The 25914-nt window shown below is 68.8% G+C and carries 24 protein-coding genes; 14 read left to right on the top strand and 10 right to left on the bottom strand.

Annotation, left to right across the window (positions count from 1 at the left end; all coding sequences use genetic code 11):
• The first annotated feature begins 3 nt into the window (after positions 1-3).
• Complete coding sequence (locus ASE12_RS17660) at positions 4-1254, top strand: YibE/F family protein (RefSeq protein ID WP_157413045.1); 1251 nt, start codon at positions 4-6, stop codon at positions 1252-1254.
• A 3-nt stretch (positions 1255-1257) separates the two neighbouring features.
• Here the strand turns inward: ASE12_RS17660 and ASE12_RS20160 are convergent, their stop codons facing one another.
• Both ASE12_RS20160 and ASE12_RS17655 read right to left on the bottom strand, forming a co-directional pair.
• Entirely contained in the window at positions 1258-1419 is a 162-nt protein-coding gene (locus ASE12_RS20160; RefSeq protein WP_157413044.1) for a hypothetical protein, read from the bottom strand.
• A 239-nt stretch (positions 1420-1658) separates the two neighbouring features.
• Positions 1659-2171, bottom strand: a complete 513-nt coding sequence (locus ASE12_RS17655) for an OsmC family protein (RefSeq protein WP_056403658.1) — start codon at positions 2169-2171, stop codon at positions 1659-1661.
• 115 nt (positions 2172-2286) lie between these two features.
• Between ASE12_RS17655 and ASE12_RS17650 the strand changes: the two genes are divergently transcribed.
• Together ASE12_RS17650 and ASE12_RS17645 are read left to right on the top strand one after the other, a co-directional pair.
• On the top strand, positions 2287-2646 hold the full coding sequence (locus ASE12_RS17650) for a hypothetical protein (protein ID WP_056403655.1): 360 nt from the start codon (positions 2287-2289) through the stop codon (positions 2644-2646).
• Positions 2647-2787: 141 nt separating this feature from the next.
• Entirely contained in the window at positions 2788-2994 is a 207-nt protein-coding gene (locus tag ASE12_RS17645; protein ID WP_056403651.1) for a hypothetical protein, read from the top strand.
• A gap of 7 nt (positions 2995-3001) precedes the next feature.
• On the opposite strand, the gene ASE12_RS17640 is transcribed toward ASE12_RS17645, so the two are convergent.
• Both ASE12_RS17640 and ASE12_RS17635 read right to left on the bottom strand, forming a co-directional pair.
• A complete protein-coding gene (locus ASE12_RS17640) occupies positions 3002-3625 on the bottom strand; it encodes a class I SAM-dependent methyltransferase (protein WP_056403649.1) in 624 nt (207 codons plus the stop codon).
• Positions 3626-3670: 45 nt separating this feature from the next.
• Positions 3671-3994, bottom strand: a complete 324-nt coding sequence (locus tag ASE12_RS17635) for a hypothetical protein (RefSeq protein WP_056403646.1) — start codon at positions 3992-3994, stop codon at positions 3671-3673.
• Positions 3995-4136: 142 nt separating this feature from the next.
• Between ASE12_RS17635 and ASE12_RS17630 the strand changes: the two genes are divergently transcribed.
• The 7 genes from ASE12_RS17630 (at position 4137) to ASE12_RS17600 (ending at position 15907) form a co-directional block, all read left to right on the top strand.
• Positions 4137-5141, top strand: a complete 1005-nt coding sequence (locus tag ASE12_RS17630; protein WP_056403642.1) for a LacI family DNA-binding transcriptional regulator — start codon at positions 4137-4139, stop codon at positions 5139-5141.
• A 72-nt stretch (positions 5142-5213) separates the two neighbouring features.
• The gene (locus ASE12_RS17625; RefSeq protein WP_056403639.1) at positions 5214-6467 is read left to right on the top strand and encodes an extracellular solute-binding protein; all 1254 of its coding nucleotides are present in this window, start codon (positions 5214-5216) and stop codon (positions 6465-6467) included.
• Positions 6468-6494: 27 nt separating this feature from the next.
• Entirely contained in the window at positions 6495-7448 is a 954-nt protein-coding gene (locus ASE12_RS17620; protein ID WP_056403636.1) for a carbohydrate ABC transporter permease, read from the top strand.
• Complete coding sequence (locus ASE12_RS17615; protein WP_056403633.1) at positions 7445-8263, top strand: carbohydrate ABC transporter permease; 819 nt, start codon at positions 7445-7447, stop codon at positions 8261-8263. Before ASE12_RS17620 ends, ASE12_RS17615 begins: the two co-directional genes overlap by 4 nt.
• A 34-nt stretch (positions 8264-8297) precedes the next feature.
• Positions 8298-10304, top strand: a complete 2007-nt coding sequence (locus ASE12_RS17610; RefSeq protein ID WP_056403630.1) for a TIM-barrel domain-containing protein — start codon at positions 8298-8300, stop codon at positions 10302-10304.
• Positions 10301-12241, top strand: a complete 1941-nt coding sequence (locus tag ASE12_RS17605; protein WP_056403627.1) for a glycoside hydrolase family 127 protein — start codon at positions 10301-10303, stop codon at positions 12239-12241. The genes ASE12_RS17610 and ASE12_RS17605 overlap by 4 nt, the downstream gene beginning before the upstream one ends.
• An 18-nt stretch (positions 12242-12259) precedes the next feature.
• Positions 12260-15907, top strand: a complete 3648-nt coding sequence (locus ASE12_RS17600) for a LamG-like jellyroll fold domain-containing protein (RefSeq protein WP_157413043.1) — start codon at positions 12260-12262, stop codon at positions 15905-15907.
• 144 nt (positions 15908-16051) lie between these two features.
• On the opposite strand, the gene ASE12_RS17595 is transcribed toward ASE12_RS17600, so the two are convergent.
• The 3 genes from ASE12_RS17595 to ASE12_RS17585 form a co-directional block, all read right to left on the bottom strand.
• A complete protein-coding gene (locus ASE12_RS17595) occupies positions 16052-16294 on the bottom strand; it encodes a hypothetical protein (RefSeq protein ID WP_056403621.1) in 243 nt (80 codons plus the stop codon).
• A 321-nt stretch (positions 16295-16615) separates the two neighbouring features.
• Complete coding sequence (ychF, locus tag ASE12_RS17590; protein ID WP_056403618.1) at positions 16616-17704, bottom strand: redox-regulated ATPase YchF; 1089 nt, start codon at positions 17702-17704, stop codon at positions 16616-16618.
• 50 nt (positions 17705-17754) lie between these two features.
• Complete coding sequence (locus tag ASE12_RS17585; protein ID WP_056403614.1) at positions 17755-18357, bottom strand: TetR/AcrR family transcriptional regulator; 603 nt, start codon at positions 18355-18357, stop codon at positions 17755-17757.
• Between the two features lie 57 nt (positions 18358-18414).
• Here ASE12_RS17585 and ASE12_RS17580 point away from each other — a divergent pair, with 57 nt between their 5' ends.
• Positions 18415-19266 (top strand): alpha/beta fold hydrolase, encoded by an 852-nt coding sequence (locus tag ASE12_RS17580; protein ID WP_056403610.1) that lies wholly within the window; start codon positions 18415-18417, stop codon positions 19264-19266.
• Here ASE12_RS17580 and ASE12_RS17575 read toward each other — a convergent pair.
• Both ASE12_RS17575 and ASE12_RS17570 read right to left on the bottom strand, forming a co-directional pair.
• Positions 19251-19775, bottom strand: a complete 525-nt coding sequence (locus tag ASE12_RS17575) for a GNAT family N-acetyltransferase (RefSeq protein ID WP_056403608.1) — start codon at positions 19773-19775, stop codon at positions 19251-19253. The two genes, ASE12_RS17580 and ASE12_RS17575, sit on opposite strands and share 16 nt — an antisense overlap.
• A gap of 37 nt (positions 19776-19812) precedes the next feature.
• On the bottom strand, positions 19813-20244 hold the full coding sequence (locus tag ASE12_RS17570; protein WP_056403605.1) for a hypothetical protein: 432 nt from the start codon (positions 20242-20244) through the stop codon (positions 19813-19815).
• Between the two features lie 111 nt (positions 20245-20355).
• Here ASE12_RS17570 and ASE12_RS17565 point away from each other — a divergent pair, with 111 nt between their 5' ends.
• Entirely contained in the window at positions 20356-20781 is a 426-nt protein-coding gene (locus ASE12_RS17565; protein ID WP_157413042.1) for a DUF6542 domain-containing protein, read from the top strand.
• A 4-nt stretch (positions 20782-20785) separates the two neighbouring features.
• Here ASE12_RS17565 and ASE12_RS17560 read toward each other — a convergent pair whose 3' ends face one another.
• Entirely contained in the window at positions 20786-22669 is a 1884-nt protein-coding gene (locus ASE12_RS17560) for a Na+/H+ antiporter (RefSeq protein WP_056403599.1), read from the bottom strand.
• Positions 22670-22727: 58 nt separating this feature from the next.
• Between ASE12_RS17560 and cax the strand changes: the two genes are divergently transcribed.
• Together cax and ggt are read left to right on the top strand one after the other, a co-directional pair.
• A complete protein-coding gene (gene cax / locus ASE12_RS17555; RefSeq protein WP_056403597.1) occupies positions 22728-23804 on the top strand; it encodes a calcium/proton exchanger in 1077 nt (358 codons plus the stop codon).
• A gap of 211 nt (positions 23805-24015) precedes the next feature.
• The gene (gene ggt / locus ASE12_RS17550) at positions 24016-25848 is read left to right on the top strand and encodes a gamma-glutamyltransferase (RefSeq protein ID WP_056403594.1); all 1833 of its coding nucleotides are present in this window, start codon (positions 24016-24018) and stop codon (positions 25846-25848) included.
• Positions 25849-25914 lie beyond the last annotated feature (66 nt).

The raw sequence follows: 25914 nt of genomic DNA, 5'->3' as shown, positions 1-25914 counted from the left end.
ATCGTGGCACATTCTCACTCGCATGACGTGGCCGACTACGGACCTCCCCGACGCGGCCTCGCCGCCACCCTCGCCGTCGCCGTGTTCGCGATCGCCGCCCTGGCGCTCGCGGCGATGGTCGTCCTGTGGCCGGACTCCGACAAGGTGCCGCACGACAAGAACCCCTACGGCGGGCAAGGCGTCACGACGATCAGCGCCAAGGTCACCGGAGTCGACCCGTTCGACTGCAACAGCGGCGGCCAAGGTCCCGACGGCCTGCCCCAGGTCAAGGGCGACTGTGCGCACATCACGGCAACCACCGACGGCGGCACGGCGACCTTCGACCTCGACGCGGCGCGCTACAAGGCCGGCATCAAGGCCGGTGACGAGGTCAAGGTCCTGCGCCTCGCGACCAAGGGCCAGCCCGTGTCGTACCAGTTCTTCGACTTCCAGCGGGGGGTGCCGCTCACGGCCCTCGCGGTGATCTTCTCGGTGCTCGTGGTGGCGGTCGCGCGATGGCGCGGCCTGTTCGCCCTCGTCGGCATCGCGGTGACGGTGCTCGCGCTCACGAAGTTCGTCCTGCCGGCATTCCTCGCGGGCGAGTCACCCGTGCCCGTGGCGATCGTCGGCTCGACGGTGATCATGATCGTGGTGCTCTACCTCGCACACGGGGTGTCGATCCGTACGACCTCGGCCCTGTTCGGCACGCTCGTCGGCATCGGGGTGACCGGGCTGCTCGGGCTGGGAGCGACGGCGTGGACGAGTCTGTCCGGCGTCGGGTCCGAGAACGACCAGACCCTCCTGGCCACGGTGCCGGGGGTCCAGATCTCCGGCGTCGTCGCGGCGACGATGGTCATCGCCGGGCTGGGTGTCCTCAACGACGTCACGGTGACGCAGGCCAGCGCCGTCTGGGAGCTCCGTGCCATGCAGCCGTCGATCAGGCCGGCTTCGCTGTTCGCCTCGGCCATGCGCATCGGCCGTGACCACATCGCGTCGAGCGTCTACACGCTGGTGTTCGCGTACGCCGGCTCGGCGATGACGATCCTGCTGCTCATCACGGCCTACCAGCAGAGCCTGGGGACGATGGCGACGACCGAGGAGATCGGCACCGAGATCGTCCGTACGATCGTCGGCGCCATCGGCCTCGTCCTCGCCGTGCCGATCACGACGGCGTTCGCGGTGCTGCTGGCGCCCAAGGGCGAGCACGACCACGACGACAGACCGGTGCAGCCCGGGCGACGCCGGGGCAGCCATGCGGGTCCTGCCGGAGCCTGACCGTCAGTCGTTTTCCTCAGCCGGCCCGCCGGCCTGCGGTGCCAGGTCGCCGCGCCGCTCGCCGGTGTCGCTGACGTCCTCCGGCTCGGGCGGTACGGGGCCCTGGTTGGCGAGCTCGCCGTCCTCGTCGGTGTTGGCGTTGCGTGCATCCTTGGGATCAGCCATGCAGCACGCGTACCGCTGAGATCTGGCGCCAAGCGAGATCCGGGACTCGATCGACAGAGGCCTAGGTCCCGAGCATCGGTGACCTTCACGTCCTCCGCGACAGGCTCTCAAACCATACGTTCGTCGTATGGGACGCCGGGGCCGGATCTGCAGCTACGAGCAGCGGGTGGGCCACGCACCCGTTGCTCCAGCCGACGCACTGCTCGCCTTGCGGCGGGCGATCGCGACGGAGGTCGCCGTCATGGCCTTCGAGGCGAGGTCGAGACGCTGAGGCGCGGCGCCACCTTGATGGTCTGCAGCACGACGCAGTAGCGCTCCGTCAGGCGTTCGAGCGTCGCCAGCTGCTCGGCGTTCGCATCGGTGTCGAGCTCGAACGAGAGCCGGATGTCGGTGAAGCCGACCGGCACCTCCCTGTCGACCGCGAGGGTCCCACGGAAGTCGAGGTCGCCCTCTGCTCTGACGACGCCGCCGCGCACCTCGATCCCGAGCGACATCGCGACCGCACTCAGCGTGACGCCGGCACAGCCGACCAGTGCCTCCAGCAGCATGTCGCCGGAGCACAGCTGGGTGCCGTCGCCTCCGGCGGCGGGGTGCAGACCGGCGGCGGCCATCGCGCGCCCGGTGTCCAGCGAGCAGCTGACCCCGTCGCCGAGGTGTCCGGTCGACCGCAGCGTGACGACTGCAGACTGTGGGTCGTCACGGTACTGCTGCTTCAGCGGACCCTGCCTGGCGCTCAACGAGGTGTCGGTCATGCCTGACGATAACCAGTCCACAGGCTGTCCCGTTCACGGAATCGGCATCCAAAGTTCACCTGCCGTGCCCAGCGAACGGACACCTGCGGCCAAGGTCCACTCCTAGCCTTGAGGCATGACGTCAACGCCGCACCGCGCCGCCTGGACGTCGACATACAGGATCTCCTCCGAGACCCGCCAGCAGCGCATCCTGCGTGCGATCCACCGCCTCGACCACCCCGGGATCACCGCGCTCGGCACGACCCGCACCGACGAGCACGTGATCGTCATCGAGTGCACGTCAGCGGCTGCCGAGGTGCGGTCGCGCCAGGTCGTGATGGCGGTCGACGCCCTGGCGATCCGCACCGACACGACCCGCGCCGCGGGGCTCTCGGACGCCGAGGAGAGCCCCGGGACGGTCCACCTCGCCGGGCTCACGATCCCGCGGCAGCTGCTCCGGCTCGTGCCGATGGAGCAGCTCCGAAGATTCATCTGAGATTGTTCGCCGGCTGGGGCATGTCGGCTTGAGTCTCGGCATTTACGCAGGTAGATGTGGGTACGTACGTTTTCGCCTCAAGCAGATGGGCCGGTCGTCATCTCGATCGTCACCTGCTTCCCCCTGCCGAGGAATGGTTCCATGATCGACCTTGTCATCCGCCCATTGGCCGGACTGCTGCTGTGCGCGCTCTTCGCAGCATTCGTCCTGTCACTCCCGACCATCATTCGTCACGTACGCGCATGGGTCGCCCAGATCCGCGAGGGCAACCTCCCGGCTCCCGTGCTGAGCCTCATTCGTCAGCGCGACGACGCCGAGGAGCCCGAGGTCGAGCGCAAGGCCTCCTGAACCAGCCTCAGACGCGGACGGCCGTGCCCGAGTGGACGTATGCCCACGGCCTCGCCAACTTCGGCCCGGGCAGGTAGCGCTGCTCCAGCTCGGCGATCTCGAACCCGGCGGCGCTGACCAGCGCGGGGATGTCGCGGGTGAGGTGGCAGCCGCCGGCCACGGCCTTCTGCATCGGCTCCATCCGCCGCTGCCAGCTCACGACCTGCTGCTGGGGCGCCAGTCCGTGCTCGAGGAAGTGGAACGCGCCGCCCCGCCGCAGCACACGGTGAACCTCGCGCAGCGCCAGCTCGACGTCCGGGATCGTGCACAACGTGAACGTCGAGAGCGCCGCGTCGTACGAGCTGTCGGCCTCGTCGAGCGCCTGGCCGTCGAGCCCTGACCGGCTGATCGGCGTACGCGACCCGGAACGGCGATCAGCGGACATCCGCCACGCGGTGTCGGACGGCTCCACCGCGGCGACCGAGTCGACCGCGGCCGGGTACTTCTCGATGTTGAGACCTGACCCGAAGCCCAGCTCGATGACCTCGCCGCGAAGGCCCGCGCACACCCGCTGGCGTTCCTTCATCACGTCCCCGGTCGACAGCGACCTGTCGACGAGGTGCGGCAGGATCCGATCAGTCCAGAGAGCCATGCTCGATCGTAGGCCGCGACCGGCCTGATCGGGACAGGTCGCGCGTCAGCCGCGCTCGCGCCCCGGCAACGGCGACCCGGCGAGAAACGCCTCGTACGCCTCACGGGCGTCCTCGTCCACCTCGGTCGTGCGAGGGCCGTAGCGGGTGTCGGTGCGGTCGCGCTTGGGTCCGGAGATCCAGAACTCCTCGTCCGTCTCGACGTCCACGAAGTTGCCGTCGACGCCTCCGCCGGGCACGCGTCTGAGCTCCCTTCCCCGGTAGCGGGCGGTCGCCCACGACTTGCTGAAGTCGACCCAGCCGATCCACGAAGGGCCACGATCGGTCCCCTCGTCCGACTTGAGCTGCACGAACATCACGCGCCGGGGCATGCCCCGACCGTGGCACACTCCGCCTGCCCGTTCCATGGATTCGGAAAAGTTCCGACCCAGCCCTTGTCAGGCCGGTGTGACCTGCCTTACATTCGTCGAACCGGTTCGTCGAACCGGTTCGATCAGCGAGAGGGTGTAGCGGATGGCGACCATCGGAGACGTGGCGAAAGCGGCCGGCGTGTCGCGCAGCACGGTCTCCTACGCCCTGTCGGGCAAGCGCACGATCTCGCTCGACACCCGGCGGCGGATCGACGACGCGATCAAGTCGTTGAACTTCACTCCGAACGCCGGGGCTCGAGCGCTCAAGACGTCCCAGACGATGGTCCTCGGCCTGCTGCTGCAGTTCCACGAGGACGAGTTCGCGCCCGCGATGCTGCAATACCTGCTCCCGATCACCGAGTCGGCTCGCTCGCTCGGCTACGACATCTTGATGATGACCGAGGCCGACGGCGCCGCCGCCCTCACGCGCGTCGCGCAGTCCGGCATGGTCGACGGGCTGATCCTGTTGGACGTCGCGCACGACGACCCACGGCTCGCCTCCCTCCGCGCCGCCCGGCAGCCCGGCGTGCTCGTGGGCCTCCCCGCCGACACCGAGGGGCTCGACGTCTTCGACCTAGACTTCCCCGACGCGGCGCGCACCCTCGTCGACCACCTGCACGGGCTCGGTCACGAGGAGATCTGCCTGATCACTCCCCCGCGGCACGTCTACGAGCGCGGCGGCTCGTACGCCTGGCGGTTCCGCGACGCCGCGCTGGAGCAGGCCACCAAGCACGGCATGAAGTTCTCGGCGCACTACGGCGAGTCCCGGCAGCCGGCCATCGACCAGAGCCTGAACCGCATCCTCGACGCGACACCGAAGGCCACCGGCCTGATCGTGCACAACGACGCGTCGGTGGCGGTCCTGCCCGCCGTGCTGCACAGCAGGGGCGTCAGTGTCCCGGACGACCTGTCGGTCGTGAGCCTCTACTCCAAGGACTTTGCCCGGAGCTTCTCGCTGCCCTACACGGCGGTCGAGTCGTCCCCGGACAAGCTGGGCCGCCTGGCCGTGGAGCGTCTGACGCACCGCATCCAGAACCCCGGCACGACGGATCCCTCGGAAGTCCGTTTCATCGCCGCTGAGCTCGTGGACCGAGGCAGCACCCGCTGAGAACACCCCAACCCTCCGCCGCTTTTCGACGCCCGTTGTCGAATCGGTTCGACACAACGAAAGGTTCCACTCATGACCCACTCTCGACTTCGGCCGCTCGGCCTGGCCCTCGCCGGCCTGGCCCTCGCCGGGACCGTCGCCGGTTGCTCCAACGGCAGCGACTCCGGCGGCTCTGGCGGCTCCAGCGGCAAGCAGTTCCAGTTCTGGGACCCCTACCCGCAGTTCGACAACTCCTCCGACTGGGTCAAGCTGGTCAAGTCCTGCGGCGACGAGGCCGGGGTGAAGATCAAGCGGACCGGCTACGACACCTCCGACCTGACCAACAAGGCCCTCCTCGCCGGCCAGCAGGGCGCATCGCCCGACGTCATCGTGATCGACAACCCGGTGATCTCGACCCTCGCCGACGCAGGAGTCCTCGCCTCGGCCGATGACCTCAAGCTCGACACGGCGCCGTTCGCGAAGAACATCGCCGCTGCGGGAGTCCTGGACGACAAGGCGTACGGCGTGCCGATCGGCGCCAACACGCTCGCGCTCTACTACAACGCGGACCTGCTCAAGAAGGCCGGCGTCGACCCGACCTCGATCAAGGACTGGGACTCGCTCAACGCGGCGCTCGCGAAGATCAAGGACGAGGGCGCCAAGGGCATCACGTTCTCGGGCATCGGCACCGAGGAGGGCTCCTTCCAGTTCCTGCCGTGGTTCTGGGGCTCGGGCGCCAACCTCAAGGATCTCGCGTCGCCCGATGCCGTCTCCGCCGTCAAGCTGTGGGACGACTGGCTGTCGAAGGGCTACGCGCCCAACTCGGTCATCAACAACACCCAGACGACCGCGTGGCAGGAGTTCGAGACCGGCAAGTTCGGGTTCGTCGAGAACGGCACGTGGCAGATGGGCAACGCCGAGAAGCTGGGCTTCACGTACGGCATCATCTCGATCCCGGCCAAGGACGGCGGCGCCGCTCCGGTGCCGACCGGCGGTGAGTTCGTCGCGGCACCGGTGCAGAAGGACACCGCCCGGTACGCCAAGACGACCAAGATCATCGACTGCCTGACCAGCCCGGCCAACCTGCTCAAGACCGACGCGACGCTGTCCTACATCGCGCCGATCGAGAGCGCCCAGCAGGAGCAGGCGACCAAGGACCCGAAGCTCGCGCCGTGGGTCACCGCCGTCGGCGACGCCAAGGGTCGTACGAGCGACAACCTCGGCACGAACTACCCGATCATCTCCGAGCAGATGTGGGACGCCTTCCAGAAAGCCATGAGCGGTTCGGACTCGCCGAAGGCCGCGATGGAGACGGCCCAGAAGGCCGCCGCCTCGAAGGTCAAGTAACACCAACCCTCGGACTGGAGCTTCATCATGAGCAACACCAGGGCCGCCATCCGGGCGCCCCGCGTCGAGACCCCGGTCTCGGCGCGGGGGCGCCGGGCCCCTCGCCTCCCCCGCTTCATCGCCTGGGCCTACCTGGCGCCGGTCGTGATCTACCTGATCGCGTTCTACGCCTATCCGCTCTACCGCAACCTCGATCTCAGCCTCCGCGACTACACCGTGCGCTCGTTCGTCTCGGGTGACGCGCCGTTCATCGGGCTGGACAACTTCCGCGAGGTCTTCGCCGATCCCACGTTCTGGCCCGCGGTGATCCACACCGGGATCTTCGTGGTGGTGTCGATCGCCTTCCAGTACGGGATCGGTCTCGCGCTCGCGGTGTTCTTCAACAACAACTTCCGGCTCTCGTCGACCCTGCGCGCACTGTTCCTCGTGCCGTGGCTGCTGCCGATGATCGTCTCGGCGTCCACCTGGTCGTGGATGCTCAACAGCGACTCGGGCGTGGTCAACACCGCGCTCAACGCGTTCGGCCTGCCCGACGTCAACTGGCTGACGTCGCCGACCTGGTCGCTCGTCGCCGTGATCCTGGCGAACATCTGGATCGGGATCCCGTTCAACCTCGTGATCCTCTACAGCGGGCTGCAGAACATCCCCGACAACCTCGTCGAGGCAGCCGCCCTGGACGGTGCCAGCAGCTGGCAGACGTTCCGGCACATCACGCTGCCGCTGCTGCGGCCGGTCTCGGCGATCACGCTGCTGCTCGGCTTCGTCTACACGCTCAAGGTCTTCGACATCATCTGGATCATGACCCGGGGTGGGCCGAGCAACTCCTCGACCACGCTGTCGACCTGGTCGTACGAGCTCGGCTTCGGCTCGCTGCTCCCCCACTTCGGGCCCGCCGCGGCGGTCGGCAACCTGCTCATCATCGTGGCGATGCTGTGCGGCCTGCTCTACATCAAGTTCCAGCGCTCGGAGGCCGCCCGATGAGGACCGCCAGGAGCACCCCCAAGACCGTCATCGGGATCGTCCTGACAGCGTTCATGCTGTTCCCCGTCTACTGGATGCTGAACGTCTCGCTCATGCGTACGGGCGACATGCGGCGGGACCCGCCCTACCTGCTGCCGCTGCACCCGACGTTCAGCGGCTACCGCGCCGTGATCAACGACCAGCTGCCCTACCTCGGCACGAGCCTGGCCATCGGCATCGGCACGGTGGCCCTCACGCTCGCGGTGTCGGCGCCCGCCGCGTACTCGCTGGCCAAGCTGCGACCGATGGGCGGCCGGCCGCTGACGTTCGTCCTGCTGATGGCGCAGATGATCCCCGGGATCATCATGGCGATGGGGTTCTACTCCATCTTCCTGAACGTCGGGATCATCAACACCTGGTGGGGCCTGGTCATCGCCGACTCGACGCTCGCGGTGCCGTTCGGCGTCCTGATCTTCACGGCGTTCATGTCGGGCATCCCCGACGAGCTGATCCAGGCGGCCAAGCTCGACGGCGCCGGCAGCTGGCGCACGTTCACCTCGATCATCCTGCCGGTGAGCCGCAACCCCGTCGTGACCGTCTCGCTGTTCGCGTTCCTCTGGGCGTGGTCGGACTTCATCTTCGCCAGCACGCTCAACAGCGGCGGCTCGATGCAGCCCATCACGCTCGGCATCTACAAGTACATCGGCAACAACAACCAGGAGTGGAACTCGATCATGGCGACAGCCGTCGTCGCCTCGATCCCCGCTGCCTTCCTCCTCGTCGTCGCCCAGCGCTACGTCGCAGCCGGCGTCACCGCCGGCGCCGTCAAGGACTGACCCCACACCTCACCAGCTCAGGAGCTTCACCCGTATGAACATGTTCCGCACCGCCGGATCGGCCCTCGAGGTCCAGCACCGTCACGAACGCCTCCGCATCGAGGCGTGGGGGAAGGACTCCGTCCGCGTACGCGCGGCGCAGTTCTCGATCCCCACGAGCTCGGTCGGCGCGCTCGACGACGTGCCCGAAGGCACCCAGGACCCGGTCATCAAGATCGAAGGCGACCTCGCCCAGCTCGTCCACGGCGAGGTGACCGTCGAGGTCACGTTCTCGAGGGAGCAGGCGTACCCCGAGCCGCTCATCAGGTTCCTGCGCACCAGCACCGGCGAGGAGCTGCTGGCCGAGAGCCGCGAGCACTTCTGGATGCCGGGATCGCGGGTGTTCCAGGGCAACCGCGCCGGGGCGTACGAGATCCACCAGCAGTTCAAGGCGTACCCCGACGAGCGGCTGTACGGCATGGGTCAGCGCACCCACGGCCGGCTCAACCTCAAGGGGCTGTCGCTCGACCTGGTCCAGCGCAACGCCGAGGTCAACATCCCGTTCGTGCTGTCCAGCCGCGGCTACGGCCTGCTGTGGAACATGCCGGGCATCGGCCGCGCGGAGTTCAACGACGACGTCACCCGCTGGACCGCCACGCAGGCACGCGGCCTCGACTACTGGTTCACGGCCGCGGCCACGCCCGCCGGCATCCTCAGCAGCTACGCCGACGCGACCGGGCACGTGCCGGACCTGCCGGAGTGGGCCAGCGGCTTCTGGCAGAGCAAGCTGCGCTACCTCGACCAGGACGAGCTCATGGGCGTCGCGCGTGAGCACCGGCGCCGCGAGCTGCCGATGTCGGTCATCGTGACGGACTACTTCCACTGGTCGGCCATGGGCGACTACCGGTTCGACGAGGCCGAGTGGCCCGACCCCCAGGCGATGGTCGACGAGCTCGCCGGCATGGGCATCGAGCTGATGGTGTCGATCTGGCCGACCGTCTCGCCGCTGTCGGAGAACTTCGCGGACTACCGCGACGGCGGCCTGCTCGTCGGCTCGGACCAGGGCGTCGAGTTTCACCAGACGATCCAGGACAAGGGCATGTCCACTCCCCTGCCCCTGGCGTTCTACGACCCGACCAACCCGGAGACCCGCGAGTACGTCTGGGGCCTGGTCAAGCAGAACTACCTCGACCTGGGCATCCGCGTGTTCTGGCTCGACGCGTGCGAGCCGGAGCTCAACCCGGCGCACCCCGCCAACCTCGTCCTGCACGCCGGGCCGGGGGCCGAGGTGGCCAACATCTATCCCCGTGACAACGCCCGCATGTTCGCCGAAGGCATGGCGTCGGCGGGCCAGGACCCGACGGTGCTGCTGTGCCGCTCGGCGTGGGCGGGCTCGCAGCGCTACGGCGCAGCGGTGTGGTCCGGCGACATCCCGGCCACCTGGCTCTCGCTGACCCAGCAGGTGCGCGCAGGGCTCAACATCGCGATCTCGGGCATACCGTGGTGGACGACCGACATCGGTGGCTTCCACGGCGGCGACGCGAGCGACCCGGCGTACCAGGAGCTCATGGTCCGCTGGTTCCAGTTCGGCGTGTTCTGCCCCCTGTTCCGCCTGCACGGCGACCGCGACCCGCGTACGCCGACCAGCTACGCGCAGACGGGCGGGCCCAACGAGGTCTGGGCCTTCGGCGACGAGGCGTACGGGATCATCGCGGACGTGCTGCGACTGCGCGAGCGCTTGCGGCCCTACATCCACGAGCACATGGCGATCGCCTCGACGACCGGGCTGCCGCCGATGCGGCCGTTGTTCGTCGACCACCCGGGCGACCCGCAGGCGTGGCACGTCGAGGACGAGTTCATGTTCGGCGACTCGATCCTGGTGGCACCCGTGACCGAGCCCGGCGCGACGTCCCGCGCGGTCTATCTGCCCGCGGGTCACCGCTGGGTCGACGTCCGTACGCGTCAGGTGCTCGAGGGCGGCTCGACGCACGTCGCCGACGCGCCGATCACCTCGATCCCGGTCTTCGTCATCGACGGCTCGGCCGTGCTGGAGAGCATGTGACGACACCACTGCGTCCGCTCGCGCCCGGCGAGCTGACGATCGACGGGGGCTTCTGGGGTGACTACCAGCAGCTCAACCAACGCGCGATCATCCAGCACTGCCTCCACTGGGTCGAGCGCATCGGCTGGGTCGGCAACTTCGACGCGGCCGCGGCCGGCGGCGCGTACGAGCACGCCGGCGTCGAGTTCGTCGACTCCGAGGTCTACAAGCTGCTCGAGGCGATGGCGTGGGAGCTGCGTCGCGCACCGGAGGCCGGCCTGGCGACGCAGTACAAGGACCTCGTCGCGCGGGTCGCCGCTGCGCAGGAGGCCGACGGCTATCTCCACACGGCGTTCGGCCACCCCGGGCAACGCGCCCGCTACTCCGACCTCGAGTGGGGGCACGAGCTCTACTGCTTCGGTCACCTGTTCCAGGCGGCCGCGGCCGCGCTCCGCGCCGGCATCGAGAGCGACCTGCCCCGGGTCGCGCTCAAGCTCGCCGACCACGTGCATGCCGAGTTCGGGCCAAGCGGCCGCGAGGCGGTGTGCGGCCACCCCGAGATCGAGCTGGCGCTGGTCGAGCTGCACCGGGCGGTGGTTTCGACAGGCTGGGTTTCGACAGGCTCAACCGGCGAGGCCGGCGATCTGCTCGAGCTCGCGCGGTGCTTCGTCGACCGGCGCGGCCACGGCACCCTCGGCGAGATCGAGTTCGGCGCGGCCTACTTCCAGGACGACGTCCCCGTCCGTGACGCCGACACCTTGCGGGGCCACGCCGTACGCGCGCTCTACCTCGCGGCCGGCGCCGTGGACGTGGCGGTCGAGGACCACGACGAGCAGCTGCTCGAGGCGATCACCCGCCAGTGGGAGCACACCGTGGCCCGCCGGACGTACCTGACCGGCGGCATGGGCGCGCACCACCAGGACGAGGCGTTCGGCGAGGACTTCGAGCTGCCGCCGGACCGCGCGTACGCCGAGACGTGTGCCGGCATCGCGTCGGTCATGCTCAGCTGGCGGCTGCTCCTCGCGACCGGCGACACGCGGCACGCCGACCTGATCGAGCGCACCCTCTACAACAACGTCATCAGCTCGCCCCGCGCCGACGGCAAGGCGTTCTTCTACGTCAACACGCTCCACCAGCGCGTGGCCGGGACGGTGCCGGACGAGGAGCATCACAGCGCTCGAGCGCTCGCCAGCCTCCGTGCGCCGTGGTTCGAGGTGTCGTGCTGCCCCACCAACGTCGCCCGCACGCTGGCGAACGTCGGGATGTACTTCGCCAGTGCCTCGAACCACGCGCTGCACGTCCACCAGTACGGCGACGTGACGATCGATGCCCAGCTCACCGGTGGCGCGCGGGTCGGCGTGCAGGTGCGCACCGGCTATCCGTACGAGCCCTCGGTGTCGGTCACGCTGCTGCGGGACCTCGATGCCGAGACCTCGGTGACCCTGCGCGTGCCGTCCTGGGCCCGCGGCAACGCCGTGCTGTCGGACGGTCTCGACCGAGTCGCCGTCACCGGCGACACCGTCGTCATCAAGGGCCCGCGACCCGCCGGCAGCCCGTACGTCCTGCAGCTGCCCATGCCGCCGCGGGTCACCCACCCCGACCCACGCATCGACGCGATCCGGGGTCAGGTCGCGCTCGAGCGCGGGCCTTTCGTCCTCGCGGTCGAGGACGTCGACCTGCCCGGCGGGGTCACCGTCAACGACATCGAGATCGACCCGGCAGGGGTCGTTCCCGCCGAGGGCGGCGGTGCCACCGTGCCGGTGCAGCTCAGCCGGGTGGCCGTCGACGACGGCGAGCTCCCGTACGGCGACCGGCTCGCCGTCGACCGGGCACCGCTCGACGACCCGTCGGTCGTGACGTTCCGGCCGTACCACCAGTGGGCCAATCGCGGGCCCTCCACCATGCGGGTCTGGACGCCCGTGCTCGACCACGACGCACCAGCAGGATCCAACGATTAAGGGAATGGAGCAGAGATGATGCAACGCATTCGGGGGGCCAGGGGAATCGCGGCGACAGCCGCGGGGGCGCTAGCCGCCCTGACCCTGGTCTCGACACCGGCCCACGCCGCGGAGCCGGACCCAGCCCACCTCATCGCCCACTACGACTTCGACGGCGACCCGGCCACGACCGGGACGGTCGTCGACCGCAGCGGTCAGGGCCTCGACGCCACGGTTGTCAACAAGGCGACCGCCTCGGCCGTACCGGGTGCGGCGGCCGGCGACTCGGCCCTCGACCTGCCCGGCGGCTCCCAGAGCTCGACCGGCGCCTACGTCGACCTGCCCAAGAACCTGCTGGGCAGCGCCACCGACCTCACCGTCTCGGCCCGCGTGAAGTGGGACGGCTCCGGCGGCTCCTGGCAGCGCATCTTCGACATCGGCCAGGACACCAGCCACTACCTGTTTGCCTCGCCGGCCAACGGTGACGGCAACCTCCGGGCCGCGGTCAAGGCCGCGCCTCCGGGCGACGAGTCGTACACGACCGGCTACGCCGCGCTGCCCTCCGACGCATGGAGGACCGTGACGGTCACGCTCGACACGGCCAAGCACCAGACGTCGCTCTACCTCGACGGCGCGTTCGTCGACCAGGCCAAGACCGACGTCACCGCCGCGCAGCTGCTCAACAGCTCCGCGACGCGTGCGGGCTACCTCGGCAAGTCGCAGTTCGGCAACGACCCGCTGTTCAGCGGGGCGCTCGACGACGTCCAGCTCTACGACGAGGCCCTCACCGCCGACCAGGTCGCAGGCCTCGTCGACACGGTCCCCACGCTGACCAAGCTGGCCGACACCTCGTTCGACCTCCGCACCAACATCGGCGAGGCACCCGCCCTGCCGGCCACCATCCGCGCGACGTACAGCGACGGTTTCGACCGCAACGTGCCGACCACGTGGGACACCGTCGACCCGTCGAAGTACGCCTCGCTCGGCACGTTCACGGTGCACGGCACGGCCGGCGGCCAGGACATCACCGCCGACGTGACGGTCACCAAGCCCAACCAGGTCACGATCGACCTCGCCAAGAGCACCGGCGGCTTCCACGGTGGCGCTTCCGGCACGCTCTACGGCGTCTACGGCACCGGCGTGCCCACCAGCAACCTGCTCGAGGGCATGAAGCTGCGCACGGTCTCCACCAAGGCGCAGGACGGACCGCAGCACCCCGGCGCGGACGCGCTCGAGGTCGTCAAGCCGCTCGCCGACAGCACCGGCGGTGACACCTACATCTACATGACCGACATCTATCGCGGGTTCCCTTACCAGTGGCCCGGCGACACCCCCGAGGCCAAGCTGGACGACTTCAAGACGAAGATCGCCAAGCAGGTCGACCAGGTGCTGACCATGCCGAAGACGTACCAGAAGCACGTCGTCTTCGTGCCGTTCAACGAGCCCGAGGGCAACATGTTCGGCACCGGTGAGTGGAGCTACAACAAGGTCAGCTGGCTCGACAACCCCAAGGACTACTTCAAGGCCTGGGACGACGTGTACGCGCTGATCAAGGGCAAGATGCCCGACGCCCGGATCGCAGGACCGAACACGAGCATTCTCTACACGCAGATCCAGGGCTGGCTCAAGCACGTCGTCGAGGCCAAGACCGTCCCCGACGTCATGACGTGGCACGAGCTCAGCAACCCGGCCAGCATCCGCACCAACGTGGCGAAGTACCGCACGTGGGAGGCCGCCGCGTTCGACGGCACGGCGTACGCCGGCACGAAGCTGCCGATCAACGTCAACGAGTACGCGTTCAACTACCACACGTCGGTGCCCGGCCAGATGATCCAGTGGGTCTCGGCGATCGAGGACTCCAAGGTCGACGCCGACATCGCGTACTGGAACATCGACGGCAACCTGAGCGACTCCGCCGTCCAGGCCAACCGCGGCAACGGCCAGTGGTGGCTGCTCAACGCGTACGGCAACATGACCGGCCACACGGTCGCCGTCACGCCGCCGCGGCCCAACACCAACTACACGCTGCAGGGCGTGGCGACGTACGACCCGGCGAAGAGCCAGGCTCGGGCGATCATCGGCGGCGCGTCGGGCAAGAGCTCGGTCCAGTTCGACCACGTCAGCACCGGGAAGTTCGGCAAGAGCGCCCACGTGCTCGTGCAGGAGATCCCGTGGACGGGCCAGATCGGTGACTCGCCGCAGCCGGCGACGGTCGCGGAGTACGACACCTCGGTCAAGGGCGGCAGCGTCGCGCTCGACTTCGGCGAGGGCAAGCTGCCCGCGCTCAAGGAGTCGTCGGCGTACCAGGTCATCCTGACGCCGGGCAAGGACACCACCTCGCCGTCGAAGGCCCCGAAGCTGTGGCAGAAGACGTACGAGGCGGAGGACGCGACCTACACGGGCGGCGGTTACAGCAAGAACGGTCCTGAGGGCTCGCCCGGCGACGTGAGCAAGTTCTACACCTCCGGCGGGTACGACGTCGGTGGCCTGCGCACGGGCTCCGACGGCGTCCTGAGCTTCAAGGTCTCGGTGCCCAAGACCGGCACGTACGACCTGAGCGTCTTCGCCAACTCGTTGAACACCTTCGACAAGGTCGCGGAGCAGGGGCCCACCAACGTGTTCCTCAACGTCGACGGTGCCGCTGAGCAGCAGATCTACCTGCCGCTCGGCTACAAGTGGGTCGTCTGGGACCACTCCGACGCCAAGGTCAAGCTGACCGCCGGCGACCACACGATCTCCCTGGCGGCCAAGAGCCTCGACGGCAGCAAGTCGACCAAGGGCGACGCGATCATCGACAAGATGGACCTCTCGCTGGCCAACCCGGCGGCGAAGACGTCGGTCTACGAGGCCGAGAACGCGGTGCTCAAGGGCGCCAAGCCCGTCTACAACCGCAAGCACGTGTCGGGCTCGGGCACGGTGCCGCTGGGCAGGAAGGGCTCCGTGACGTTCTGGGTCTACTCGGCCAAGGACGGCGAGGCGACCCTGAACCTCAGGGCATCGGGTCACGGCAACGCGCGACTGAGCGTCAACGACAAGACGCTCGCCACGGTCACGCGGTCGATTCCCGCGGCCAAGGTGTTCCTGCGCGGCGGCGTCAACAAGGTCGTCCTGACGGGGCACGGTGGATCGCTCGCGATCGACAGCCTCGGCGTACGTCCTTCGAAGGGCACGCTGCCGACGACGTCGTACGAGGCCGAGAACGCGACCGCTGCCGGCACCGCGAAGGCGGAGTCGTACTCGCTGGCCAGTGGCGGCAAGGCGGTGACCCGCATCGGAGGCGCCCCCGGCAACGGGAACACCCTCACGTTCAAGGTCACCGCCACCAAGGCCGGCACCGACATGGTGACGGTGCGCTACTCCAACCCAGAGCAGTCGCCCGCGACCCACTACAACCCCGACCCGCTGGCCCGGCACGCTGAGGTGTCGATCAACGGGGGCAAGGCGAAGCGCGTGTGGTTCCCGCACAGCTTCCACCAGAACAACTTCTGGGAGCTGTCGTTCCCGGTCACGTTGGCCAAGGGGAAGAACACGATCCGGTTCTCGTCCGAGGAGCTGCCGAACTTCGACGGCAAGACGTACGCGTCCGACATCTACGAGGAGCTGCTGAGGTCGAAGTTCGCACCGAACATCGACCGCATCAGCATCACCCCGCTCAGTGACAAGAGGTCCTTGACCTCACGTCGCTGACAACCCGAGCTGGGGCCGGCGGTCTTCCTCCACCGCCGGCCCCTGCACCACTCGTCAAGGCAGGCGCTCGGCGAGGTCGTGCCTCGCCGCCGCCGCGGACATTCCGCCGCATCAGTTCCCCATCGTGCGGTCGCTCCAACCCCTCTAGTCCGCATCCCAGTCGCTGAGCAGAGAGGCCTTCAACAGATCGACCTGAATCATCAGTGCGCCGAGCAACTCTTCTCGGTTGGGAGCTTCCGTTGTCCTGAACGACCAGGACGGATCCCCGTCCTCATCGAGCAACTTGATGAGCAGGAATGCACTGATCGGAACTTCACCGTCCTCCAACGGGTGAATCCCCATTCCCGGCAGCGCATCCGCGAGCGGGATACGCGGTTCATCTGACATGACATGCAGGCTATCTGAGGCGCCGCGTCATTCCGCTGCGCTGGTGCAAGTAGTGGCTAGTCGGATGGGAGCTCTGTAGCGAAACCCCATACAACAACCAGCGCCAGGATGATCATCATGACGGCGACTACGCCCAGCACCGAAAGCCACACGAGAATTTGAGTTCTGATTGGCGTCTTCCCGCGCGGCTCCTCCGGCTGCTGAGGGATCCCGCCGGATGTCATCTGTCGAATCTAGCCCAGGGCTTGCCGGCAGGCTCAACTTTGCCCCGGCTGTTGCGTCATTCCGCCGCATCAGTTCTATGCCTTCTTGCGTACCGACTCAGACGTTGAAGCGGAACTCCACGACGTCGCCGTCGGCCATGACGTAGTCCTTGCCCTCCATGCGCACCTTGCCGGCGGACTTGGCGGCGGCCATGGAGCCGGCCTCGACGAGGTCGTCGAACGAGACGATCTCGGCCTTGATGAAGCCGCGCTCGAAGTCGGTGTGGATGACGCCGGCGGCCTGCGGGGCGGTGGCGCCCTTGGGGATCGTCCAGGCGCGCGACTCCTTAGGGCCGGCGGTGAGGTACGTCTGCAGGCCGAGCGTGTCGAAGCCGACCCGCGCCAGGGCGTCGAGACCGGGCTCGTCGACACCCATGTCGGCCAGCATCTCAGCGCGCATCGCGTCGGCCTCCTCGTCGTCACCGAGCTCGACCAGCTCGGCCTCGGATTTGGCGTCGAGGAAGATCGCCTCGGCCGGCGCGACGATCTCGCGCATGCGGGCCTTGAGGTCCTCGTCGTTGAGCTCGTCGGTGTCGCAGTTGAAGACGAACAGCTGGCGCTTGGCGCTCAGCAGGTGCAGGTCGCGGATCGCATCGAGGTCGAGCCCGGCCTGGAACGCACCCTTGCCGCCCTCGAGCACGGCCTGCGCCTCCTTCGCGGCCTCGAACGCGGGGACCAGCGACTTGTCCTTGCGCGACTCCTTGTCGAGACGCGGCAGCGCGTTCTCGAGGGTCTGCAGGTCGGCGAGGATCAGCTCGGTCGAGATCGTCTCGATGTCGTCGGCGGGCGAGACCTTGCCGTCGACGTGCGTCACGTCCTCGTCGCGGAACACGCGGGTGACCTGGCAGATCGCGTCGGACTCACGGATGTGCGAGAGGAACTTGTTGCCGAGCCCCTCCCCCTCCGAGGCGCCGCGGACGATGCCGGCGATGTCGACGAACTGGACCGTCGCGGGGAGCTGGCGCTCCGAGCCGAAGATCTCGGCGAGCTTGCCGAGCCGGTGGTCGGGCACGCCCACCACGCCGACGTTGGGCTCGATCGTCGCGAACGGGTAGTTCGCCGCGAGGACGTCGTTCTTGGTCAGGGCGTTGAAGAGGGTCGACTTGCCCGCGTTGGGGAGTCCGACGATGCCGATGCTGAGAGCCACGAGGATCAATCGTACGGGCTGGCACCGGCGTCACCGTCTGCGGCCGGTCGTCAGACGAAGAGGGCGTCGACCAGCCGATCGATGAGGGTGTCGACTTCCTTGCGGGTCTTCGCCGAGCCGTCGGAGCGGGCGAGGTAGATCGCCGCCTCGTCGAGCGCGCCGATCAGCACGTGGGCCAGCGGGAGGACGGGCTGCTGCGGGATGCGGCCGCTCTCGATCGCGCCCTGGATCAGCGCCTGCACCATGCCCATGCCGTGTCGCAGGCTCACCTCGCGCCACCGCTCCCAGCCGAGCACGGACGGCGCCTCGATCAGCACGATCTGGTGCACCGATGGTTCCGCGCACGCGTCGAGCCAGATCCGCGCGCCGACCTTCATGACCTCGACGAGGTCGTCCTGGTCAGCCTCGGCGATGCCGGCGCTGATGCGCGCCATGACCTCGTCCTCGATCTCCTCGAGCACCGCGGCGTACACCTCGGTCTTGTCGGCGAACTGGTGATACATCGCGCCGCGCGTGACCCCGGCGGCACGCGCGATCGCCTCGGCGCTCACGGCGCCGAAGCCGTCGGCGGCAAAGAGCGGCCGCGCCGCGCGGATGAGAGCCTCGCGCGTCGCCGCCGAACGGTCCGCCTGGGTTCGCCGTTGATCTTTCATACAGACTGTATGTATGTTAGTCGGAGCACGTGTTCACCGTACCCGCGAAGGAGAATCATGGCGACCATCGACACCCCGTTCGGCCAGATCAACTACCGGGTCGCCGGCCCCGAGGACAGCGAGGCGCCTCCGGTCGTGTTCGTGCACGGGCTGCTGGTCAACCACGAGCTCTGGACAGGTGTCGCCGACCGGCTCGCCGCCCAGGGCATCAGGTCGTACGCCCCCGACCTGCCGATCGGCTCGCACCCCATCGCCCTCAACCCCGACGCCGACCTCGCGCCCCGCGACGTGGCACGCCTGATCATCGACTTCATGGCCGCTCTCGACCTCACGGACGTGACCCTCGTGGGCAACGACACCGGGGGCGCGCTGTGCCAGTTCGTGATCGACACCGACCACACCCGCATCGGCCGCCTGGTGCTGACCAACTGCGACGCGTTCGACAAGTTCCCGCCGGCGCCGTTCGGGCTGATCGTCAAGACCGGCCGGAGCCCGATGCGGCTGCGCGCCATGATGGCGTCGATGCGTCCGCGCCTGCTCCGCCACTCGATGCTGGGCTTCGGCGGGCTCGTCGCCAAGCCGCTCGATCCCGCGCTGACGACCCGCTGGATCACCCCCTCGCTGCGGGATGCCGGGGTACGCCGCGACACCGCGAAGTTCCTCCGCAAGGTCAAGCCAGCCGAGCTGCTCGACGTCTCCACCCGGCTCGGCACGTTCGGCAAGCCCGTACGGCTGGTGTGGGGCAACGCCGACCGGTTCTTCAAGCTCGCCGACGGTCAGCGGCTCCGCGAGGCGTTCGGTGACAACGCCGAGCTGGTCGAGGTCGACGGTGGACGTACGTTCCTCCCGCTCGACGAGCCCGAGCGGGTCGCCGACGAGATCCGGACGATGTCCTACTCGCGCGGCTGATCGAGGCGGAACGCGCGGAGCTCCACGTCGTACCACTCCGACCTGAGGCCGAGGTCGGTCATGCCGAGTCGCCGGCACACCGCCTGCGAGGCGGCATTGTCCGGATGGGTCACGGCGTAGATCTCGGTCAGCCCGGCCGCGAAGCCGCGGTCGACGAGCGCCTGCGCTGCCTCGGTGGCGTAGCCGTTGCCCCACGCGTCGGGGTGGAAGTGCCACCCCACCTCCATGTCGTCACGGTCGACGCCTTCGCTGGGCGGCAGCGGCGCGAACAGCACCAGGCCCGCCGGGACACCGGTCTCCCTGACGCTGACGTGGAAGATGCCCGCGGCCGGGTGGTCGCCGGCGCGCTTGGGCTGACCGGCGATGCGCCTGAGCGCCTCGTCGCGATCGGCGATGGGCACGCCGTCGCCGCTCCACCGCGCGACCTCGGGCCGGCTGAAGACGTCGTAGAGGAAGTCGGCGTCGTCAGGAGTGAACGGACGAAGGGTCAGGCGTTCGGTCTCGATCATGGGCGAGCCATCCTTCTCGGGTCGTGTGGACACGGGTTCAGCCGTCGATGCGCTGGGAGACGCTGATCGTGTAGCGCACCTGCTTGGGGTTGCTGACCTTGAGCGAGTAGTCGCCCGCCGCCGGGATGTCGAGGGAGAAGCTGCCGTCGCCGCCTTGGGTGTTCTCGAGGCTGTCGACGACCTTGTCGTCGGGCCCGATCACCAGGATCGTCACCGCGGCGCCGTCAGCCAGCTTGTAGGCGACGCTGGTCCGTCCGCGCTCGCCCTTGAAGGCGAACGTACGCGAAGCCGAGTCGTCCGACTTCGACAGGACCTTCACGTTGCGCCACGTCGTGGTCCCGCCGGTCGTCTCCGTCGTCGCCACCAACTTCTCCGGCGAGGCCGACACCTTGTCGTGCGAGCCGTCGCAGCCCGCCATCGAGAGAACCAATGCACCTGCGGCAGCCATCGCCGCGATCGTCTTCTTCATCCTTGCCCCCGAGTTGTCAGCCTGTCGCATCTGCGCCGGGCTACACCGTACAGGCCCGACACCCCGCCGCAATGCCGGTGTCCCGACGTGTCGGTGAACTACCGTCGAAGCATGTCGCAGGCGGTGTCCCGCACACCCTCAGCCATGGCGCAACGCGATCTCGGCGCACGCCAGGCGATCGTCCTCGCCTGCCTGGCGATGGCCGGCATCATCGGCCTCGACCTGATGGATGGGCACCTCGGTCTGCTGTTCTCGGTCGGCTTCGTCCTGATCGCCGTCACGGTGCCGCTGGCCGTCGACGTACGTTCGTTGTTCCCCGCCGGCGTGCTGCCTCCGGCGTTGCTGATCGGCAGCCTGTTGCTGGTGTGCATGTTCGACTCCTCGGCGATCCACGTGGACGGTCTGGCCAAGGACGTCGGCCTGATCGGCCGGTTCATCGCCGCGGTGATCGACCACGGCCTGACGCTGGTGATCGGCCATGGTCTGGCGCTCGGCGTCATCGCGCTGCGGATCCTCGGAGACCGCCGAACCTCGTAGCTGCTCAGCCGTTGGCCTGGTCGATGTAGCACCAGCGCCAGGCCTCGCCGGGCTCGAAGCTGCGGATCACCGGGTGCTCGGCCTCGTTGGCGTGCTGGGTCGCGTGCTTGCCGACCGACGAGTCGCAGCAACCGACGTGACCGCAGTCCATGCAGAGCCGCAGGTGCACCCAGTCGCCGCCCTCGGCGAGGCACTCCTCGCAGCCCGTCGGCGTCACCGGATTGGGCACCGTGGACGCGGCGGCCAGGTGCTCGCAGGCCGCGTCGGGGTCCGAGGGGCGCAGGTCCTCCTCGCGGTTGGCCGTCGTCTCGTCCTCATAGGCCACGTCGAGGATCGACTCCTCGACGTCGAGGGCGTTCATGACCTGGGCCAGCACGGCCTGGTCGACCGTGCCGAGCTTGCGGATGCGGAGCAGCTCGTCGCGCTCGCGCTTGATCATCTCGCCGCGGATGCGGGAGTACTGCGCGCTGGGGGTCTCCGCGCCACCGAGCCGCTCCCACACCGCGTTCGTACGATCGATGGCCCGCTCGCGCAGCCGGTGCATCACGGCGTCGGACACCGAGTCGTCGACCTCCTCGTCGAGGTAGGCCATGCCGGCGTCGGTCACCGACTGCAGCACGGTGGCCTCCTGGAGGTGGTCCTCCTGGATGTCCGGGCCGGGCACCTTGAGCCAGCGCACGAACATCGGGATCGTCAGCCCCTGGATCAGGAGCGTGCCGACCGTGACGACGAACGCCATGAGCACCAGGACCTCGCGCTCTGGCGTGTCCTCGGGCAGCAGGAACACCGCCGCCAGCGTCACCACGCCGCGCATGCCGGTCCAGGCGACGAGGAACGCCGCCTGAGGGGTGGGTCGCGCCTCGGCCTCGGCGATCCTGGGGATCATCCGCGGGATGTAGGTCGCCGGGAACACCCAGACGATGCGCAGCACGATCACGGTCGCGAGCACCGCGATGCACGACCAGGTGATGCGGGTGGCCGTGAGGTCGCTCTTGCTCAGGTCGTCGACGATCGACCGGATCTGCAGGCCGATCAAGAGGAAGACGGCGTTCTCCAGGACGTACGAGATGGTGGTCCAGTTGGTGCGCTCGAACAGCCGCGACGAGGCCGACTGGATGCGCGGCGACTTGTGGCCCAGCACGACGCCGGCGACGACGACCGCGAGCACGCCTGACGGCTGCGAGTCGAGGCCGTGGATGTGGATCTCCTCAGCCGGCAGGTAGGCGATCCACGGCGTCAGCAGCGACACCGCCACGTCGGTCACGTCGTCCTGGATCAGCTTGCGGATGTGGCCGATGACGAACGCGACGGCGAGGCCGATGGCGACACCGCCGATCGCCGAGACGAGGAACCCGCCGCCGACCTGCCACACGCTCACGGTGCCGGAGATCGCGGCGATCGAGGTGCGCAGCGTGACGATCGCGGTGGCGTCGTTGACCAGGCTCTCGCCCTCGAGGATCGTCACGACCCGGCGCGGCAGGCCGACTCTGCGCGCGATCGCCGTGGCGGCGACGGCGTCCGGCGGTGCGACGACGGCACCGAGCGCGAAGCCGACTGCGAGCTTGACGTCGAGCATGGCCCAGACGACGAGTCCCACGCCTACGGTCGTGAACAGCACGAGCCCGACGCTCAGCAGCGCGATCGGCCGCCGGTACGTCTGGAAGTCGATCAGCGACGTGCGGATCGCCGCCGCGTACAGCAGGGGCGGCAGCAGGCCCACCAGCACGATCTCGGGGGTGAGCTTGAAGTTCGGCACGAAGTCGAGGTAGGACCCGATGATCCCCACGACGATCAGCACCAAGGGCGCCGAGATCTTGAAGCGCCCGGCCGCGGCGCTGACGGTGACGACGATGGCCAGCAGGGTCACGAGCGTCAGGGCGGTGTGCACGGGTCCATTCTCTCAGTGGAGTCCAGCACCTCCCGCACGCGTCTGCCACGATCTAGCCATGAGCAGCCAGACATCCACGCCAACGTTCGTCCGCTCGGACCTCGTCATCCTGGGCGGAGGCGGCCTCGCCGTCGTGCTCGCCGGGATCGCGCACTACGCCGACTGGACCGCGGTCGTCGCGTTCGTGGTCTCCGCCGTCGCGGTCACCCTGCTCGCCACGCTGGTCGGCCGCAGCGTCGAGCAGCTCGGCGACCGGTTCGGACCCGGTGCGACCGGCGTCCTGCAGTCGGCGCTCGGCAACCTGCCGGAGCTGTTCATCTGCATCTTCGCGCTGCGCGCCGGCCTGGTCGACGTGGTCAAGGCGGCGCTGGTCGGCTCCGTGCTGGCCAACCTGCTGTTCGTCCTGGGGCTCGCGTTCGTCGTGGGTGGCCTCCGGCACGGCACGCAGCGACTCGACTCGGAGCGCGCTCGTACGATCGCGGTCCTCATGCTGCTGTCGGTGTCGGCGATGGCGATCCCCTCGCTCGCGCACGGCCTCCACACGCCGGCGGTCGCGCACGAGAAGGCGTTCTCGATCATCGTCGCCGTCGTGCTGCTGGTGCTGTTCGCGCTGTCCCTCCCGGCATCGCTGAAGCGCGGGTCTGCGGCGGCGGACCCCCACGCCGAGGCGCCGCGCTGGAGCGTCGGCCTCGCGATCGGCCTGCTCGCCCTCGCCAGCGCCCTGGCCGCGTTCGTCTCCGACTGGTTCGTCGACGCCCTCGAGCCGGCGATGGACGCGCTCGACGTGTCTCAGGTGTTCGCGGGGCTGGTCGTCGTCGCGATCGCCGGCAACGCGATCGAGAACATCGTCGGCGTGCAGCTCGCCGCCAAGGGCCAGTCCGAGTACGCGTTCGCGGTGATCCTCAACAGCCCGATCCAGATCGCCCTGGTGCTGGCGCCGGCGTTGGTGCTGATCAGCGTCGTCTTCGGGCTCTCCACGCTGACGTTGGTGTTCAGCCCACTGCTCGTGGCCTGCCTGCTGCTGTCGGTGGTGCTGGCGACGGTCATCACGATCGACGGCGAGTCCAACTGGCTGGAGGGCGCCTCGCTGATCGCGTTGTACGCCATCATCGCTGTGGCGTTCTGGTGGGGGTAGCGGCGGCTCCGCGCCCGTGCTCGCTTCGCGAGCGTCTGCTCGCAAGCTCGCAGACCACCCTGCCCCTCGCTTCGCTCGGGCGTCATCTCGCGTTGCGTCGTGCTCGGCTCTCGCTCGGGCGTCATCTTGCGTTGCGTCGGGGTAAGTCGCGATCGCTCGCCTTGAGGCTTACGTTGGTGGGACATCACTGACTGTCTTCCGGGGGGAAGCCATGCTTGAGCTTGTCGCACATGCCCGTCCACGTCGCCGCATCGCAGCGGGCCTTGCCGCAGCGCTCGCCGCTGGCACCCTGCTCGCCGTCTCAGCGAGCCCGCCGTCCTCCGCCACGGCGAGCGGGGCCACGGCGTACGGGTACGGCGGGGCGGTGTCGTCCGTCGACGCCAATGCGAGCCGCATCGGCCTGGAGGTGCTCCGCAAGGGTGGCAACGCCGCCGATGCCGCGGTCGCCACGGCCTCGGCCCTCGGCGTCGCCGAGCCCTACAGCGCCGGCATCGGCGGTGGTGGCTACTTCGTCTACTACGACGCCCGCACCCACAAGGTCAGCACGATCGACGGTCGCGAGACGGCGCCGGCCGGCATCACGCACGACGCGTTCATCGACCCGGCGACCGGCAAGCCGTACCCCTTCACCCCACAGCTCGTCTCCTCCGGCGTCGCGGTCGGCGTACCAGGCACCCTGGCGACCTGGGACTCCGCGCTCAAGCGGTTCGGCACGCGATCGCTCGCCCGTACGCTCGCCCCGTCGATCGACCTGGCGCGCAAGGGATTCGTCGTCGACACGACGTTCCGCAACCAAACGCTCGACAACAAGGCGCGCTTCGCGGCGTTCCCCGACACCGCCAAGCTGTTCCTGCCCGGCGGCGATGCACCCCAGGTCGGCACCCGGTTCCGCAACCCCGAGCTCGCCGCGACGCTCAGCACGATCGCCAAGCGAGGACCGGCGGCGTTCTATCGCGGTCCCCTCGCCGCCGAGATCGCGGACGTCGTGCAGCACCCGCGCAAGGATCCCGCCTCGACGCTGCCGGCCCCGGCCGGCTCGATGACGACCGCGGACCTCGCGGCGTACCGGGTCAGGAAGCAGGACCCGACGAAGGTGTCCTATCGCGGGCTCGACGTCTACGGCATGGCACCGTCGTCATCCGGCGGCACGTCGGTCGGCGAGGCGCTCAACATCCTCGAGAACTACGACCTCGGCAGCGGCGCGAAGCTCGCCAGGAGCCTGCACCTCTACCTCGAGGCGTCGGCGCGGGCGTTCGCGGACCGCGGCGCGTACGTGGGCGATCCCGCGTACGTCGACGTGCCGACCAAGACCCTGCTGAGCCAGAGGTTCGCCGACTCGCGGGCGTGCACGATCGACCCCGACCACGCGTCGACCCGTCCGGTCGCCGCCGGGGCCCTCGACGGCGGCGGGTGCGCGACCGCGAAGCACGAGGAGAAGGCCGATACGGAGAACGTCTCGACGACGCACCTCTCGGTCGTCGACAAGTGGGGCAACGCCGCGGCGTACACGCTCACGATCGAGCAGACCGGCGGCTCGGCGATGACGGTGCCCGGCCGCGGGTTCCTGCTCAACAACGAGCTGACCGACTTCAGCGCGGTCTACGACCCCAAGGACCCCAACCGCATCGAGCCCGGCAAGCGGCCGCGCTCGTCGATGTCGCCGACGATCGTGCTCAAGAACGGCAAGGTCAAGTACGTCGTCGGGTCGCCGGGTGGCGCGACGATCATCACGACGGTGCTGCAGATCCTGCTCAACCGCATCGACCTCGGCATGACGCTGCCTGAAGCCGTGGCGGCACCCCGCGCCTCGCAGCGCAACGCCGCCGCGACCCCTGCGGAGCCGGAGTTCATCGCGGCGTACCAGGACCTGCTGGCGCCGTACGGTCAGGTGCTGACGCCGTCGGGTGACCAGTTCACGTCGGCGGCGGAGATCGGCGCGGCGGCCACGATCGAGGTCGGCCGCCGCGGCAAGCTCATCGCCGCGTCGGAGTCCGTACGCCGAGGCGGCGGCTCAGCCCTGGTGGTGCACCCGAGTCGACGCTGACGAAGCACAGGGTGGTTGAGCTTGTCGAAACCCACGTCACGTCCTTTCGACAAGCTCAAGGACCGG

The organism is Aeromicrobium sp. Root236, from assembly GCF_001428805.1.
GTDB lineage: Bacteria > Actinomycetota > Actinomycetes > Propionibacteriales > Nocardioidaceae > Aeromicrobium.
This window is presented reverse-complemented; position numbering and strand designations above follow the sequence as displayed.

Excerpts from the sequence above, each read along its gene's own strand:
- ASE12_RS20160 (WP_157413044.1), bottom strand. The coding sequence starts at position 1,419 with ATGGCTGATCCCAAGGATGCACGCAACGCCAACACCGACGAGGACGGC.
- ASE12_RS17645 (WP_056403651.1), top strand. The coding sequence starts at position 2,788 with ATGATCGACCTTGTCATCCGCCCATTGGCCGGACTGCTGCTGTGCGCG.
- ASE12_RS17635 (WP_056403646.1), bottom strand. The coding sequence starts at position 3,994 with ATGCCCCGGCGCGTGATGTTCGTGCAGCTCAAGTCGGACGAGGGGACC.
- cax (WP_056403597.1), top strand. The coding sequence starts at position 22,728 with ATGAGCAGCCAGACATCCACGCCAACGTTCGTCCGCTCGGACCTCGTC.
- ASE12_RS17595 (WP_056403621.1), bottom strand. The coding sequence starts at position 16,294 with ATGTCAGATGAACCGCGTATCCCGCTCGCGGATGCGCTGCCGGGAATG.
- ASE12_RS17585 (WP_056403614.1), bottom strand. The coding sequence starts at position 18,357 with ATGAAAGATCAACGGCGAACCCAGGCGGACCGTTCGGCGGCGACGCGC.
- ASE12_RS17600 (WP_157413043.1), top strand. The coding sequence starts at position 12,260 with ATGCAACGCATTCGGGGGGCCAGGGGAATCGCGGCGACAGCCGCGGGG.
- ASE12_RS17630 (WP_056403642.1), top strand. The coding sequence starts at position 4,137 with ATGGCGACCATCGGAGACGTGGCGAAAGCGGCCGGCGTGTCGCGCAGC.
- ASE12_RS17610 (WP_056403630.1), top strand. The coding sequence starts at position 8,298 with ATGAACATGTTCCGCACCGCCGGATCGGCCCTCGAGGTCCAGCACCGT.
- ggt (WP_056403594.1), top strand. The coding sequence starts at position 24,016 with ATGCTTGAGCTTGTCGCACATGCCCGTCCACGTCGCCGCATCGCAGCG.
- ASE12_RS17640 (WP_056403649.1), bottom strand. The coding sequence starts at position 3,625 with ATGGCTCTCTGGACTGATCGGATCCTGCCGCACCTCGTCGACAGGTCG.
- ASE12_RS17620 (WP_056403636.1), top strand. The coding sequence starts at position 6,495 with ATGAGCAACACCAGGGCCGCCATCCGGGCGCCCCGCGTCGAGACCCCG.
- ASE12_RS17580 (WP_056403610.1), top strand. The coding sequence starts at position 18,415 with ATGGCGACCATCGACACCCCGTTCGGCCAGATCAACTACCGGGTCGCC.
- ASE12_RS17625 (WP_056403639.1), top strand. The coding sequence starts at position 5,214 with ATGACCCACTCTCGACTTCGGCCGCTCGGCCTGGCCCTCGCCGGCCTG.
- ASE12_RS17575 (WP_056403608.1), bottom strand. The coding sequence starts at position 19,775 with ATGATCGAGACCGAACGCCTGACCCTTCGTCCGTTCACTCCTGACGAC.
- ASE12_RS17570 (WP_056403605.1), bottom strand. The coding sequence starts at position 20,244 with ATGAAGAAGACGATCGCGGCGATGGCTGCCGCAGGTGCATTGGTTCTC.
- ASE12_RS17565 (WP_157413042.1), top strand. The coding sequence starts at position 20,356 with ATGTCGCAGGCGGTGTCCCGCACACCCTCAGCCATGGCGCAACGCGAT.
- ASE12_RS17650 (WP_056403655.1), top strand. The coding sequence starts at position 2,287 with ATGACGTCAACGCCGCACCGCGCCGCCTGGACGTCGACATACAGGATC.
- ASE12_RS17655 (WP_056403658.1), bottom strand. The coding sequence starts at position 2,171 with ATGACCGACACCTCGTTGAGCGCCAGGCAGGGTCCGCTGAAGCAGCAG.
- ASE12_RS17615 (WP_056403633.1), top strand. The coding sequence starts at position 7,445 with ATGAGGACCGCCAGGAGCACCCCCAAGACCGTCATCGGGATCGTCCTG.